Source organism: Haloferax sp. s1, from assembly GCF_058382125.1.
On record NZ_JBZRPK010000166.1, the window covers coordinates 1 to 1,581 of the forward strand.

Here is a 1,581-nt window from a genome sequence, read left to right on the forward strand (position 1 = left end):
GCGAGCGACGTCGGGGCTCGCCCCGAAAACACCGCAAAGAGGTTCGTGAGGACACCGCTGTTTCGGGGGAGGAGGATGATCATGAGCGCGGCGACGAGGCCGGGCAAACTGTTCGGAAACGAGATGACGGTGACGAGTGCACCCTGCGCCGGAAGGTCGTACTTCTCAAGGGCGTGTGCGAGTGGTACCGCCACGGCCAGACTGCCGAGCGTCGTGGCAACCGCGAACCAGATCGTATTGACCGCGACACTTCGGTAGTAGGGGTCGGTGACGAGTGTCTCGTAGGCGTCGAGGGTGAATCCACCGGTCACGAACTGTGACTCAGAGACGCTAATCTTCGCCATCTCCCACAGTGGGACGACCCCGGCCGTAATTGCGAGGACAGCGAAGGGAAGACAGAGAAGGAGGATACGAACCCGTTCGCGTCGCCACTCCGTCCACTGGATGCCGGTCTTCTGAGTGGCTATCCGCTCGAAACCGTGTTCCCCGTCTGTTGTCATCTACAGGTTGGCCTCGCGGTTGATTTGCTGGATGATGCGCTCTTGCTTCTCGACGAGCGACCCGTAGTCGACCTGGAATTCGGTTTCGTCGTAGGTACTCTGGTCAGGGAACTCGTCGGGCATCTCCAGTTCGGGAGCGCGGATCGGACGCACGTACGCGTCGAGGAACTTTCGCTGGCCTTCGAGCGAGAGAACGTAGTCCATGAACAGTTTACACGCACCCGGGTTCGGCGCGTCCTTCAGCATCCCGTAGCCGTACGGCTGGTTGAACGCGCCTTTATTTCCGTTCTTCCCCTTGAGCAGCGCAACGCCGACGTTCTCCTCGGCGATTTCGTCGTTGTTGTACTTGAGGTTGAGCCCCGAGTAGTCGTACCGGATGAACGTCGCGTACTCGCCTTTCGTGAACTGTGCGAGGAAGTTGTCGGTGAACTCGGCACCGCCGTCTTTGATCTGCTTGTAGTAGTCGATGACCGGTTGTAAGTCGTCGAGCGACCCGCCACGAGCGTTGTTGACCGAGAGCGCAGCGGCCAACCCAACGGCGGCGGTCGGCGTCTGGAGCGCAAGGTCCTTGGTAATCTCCGGTTGGAGGAGGTCGTCCCAGGTCTCCGGAGCGTCGAGGCCGCGCTCCTCGTAGAGGTCCTTTCGGTACGTGACCGCCGTCGTCATGCGGCGCGTCGCCGTCATGTGGCCGTTGTCCGTCTTCAACTTCTTGGGGACCGCGTCCCAGTTTGCGGGCTTGTACGCCTGGGTCAACCCGTCGTTCATCGCCAGGATGCCGTAGGTGTACCCGCCGTTGTACGCCGAGTGTGTCGGGTTCTGTGCGTGGGCTCTGAGGTCATTGAGTGCCTCTCCCGAGGACCGGTCGTCGTCGTTCAGTGGGACGCCGTACTGCTCTTCGAACGCTTGCATGATGGCAGGCCAATTCGACCACCCCGACTGGACGGCATAGACGTAGAGCTTCTTCGGGAAATCAGCGGCCTTCACCGTCGTCTGATAGTCACCATAACCTACACCGAACGTCTCTCCACTCGACTCACCGCTTCCCAGAGTTCCGGCACATCCTGCGAGCCCAGCTGATACC

1 protein-coding gene and 1 pseudogene are annotated in these 1,581 nt (G+C 60.8%); both read right to left on the minus strand.

Annotated elements, in window-relative coordinates; all coding sequences use genetic code 11:
* A pseudogene (locus tag QT222_RS01300) lies at window positions 1-500 on the minus strand (iron ABC transporter permease); the annotation flags it as partial.
* Window positions 501-1,581: extracellular solute-binding protein (locus tag QT222_RS01305; protein WP_491476050.1), on the minus strand; the 1,081-nt coding region annotated here is incomplete at its 5' end.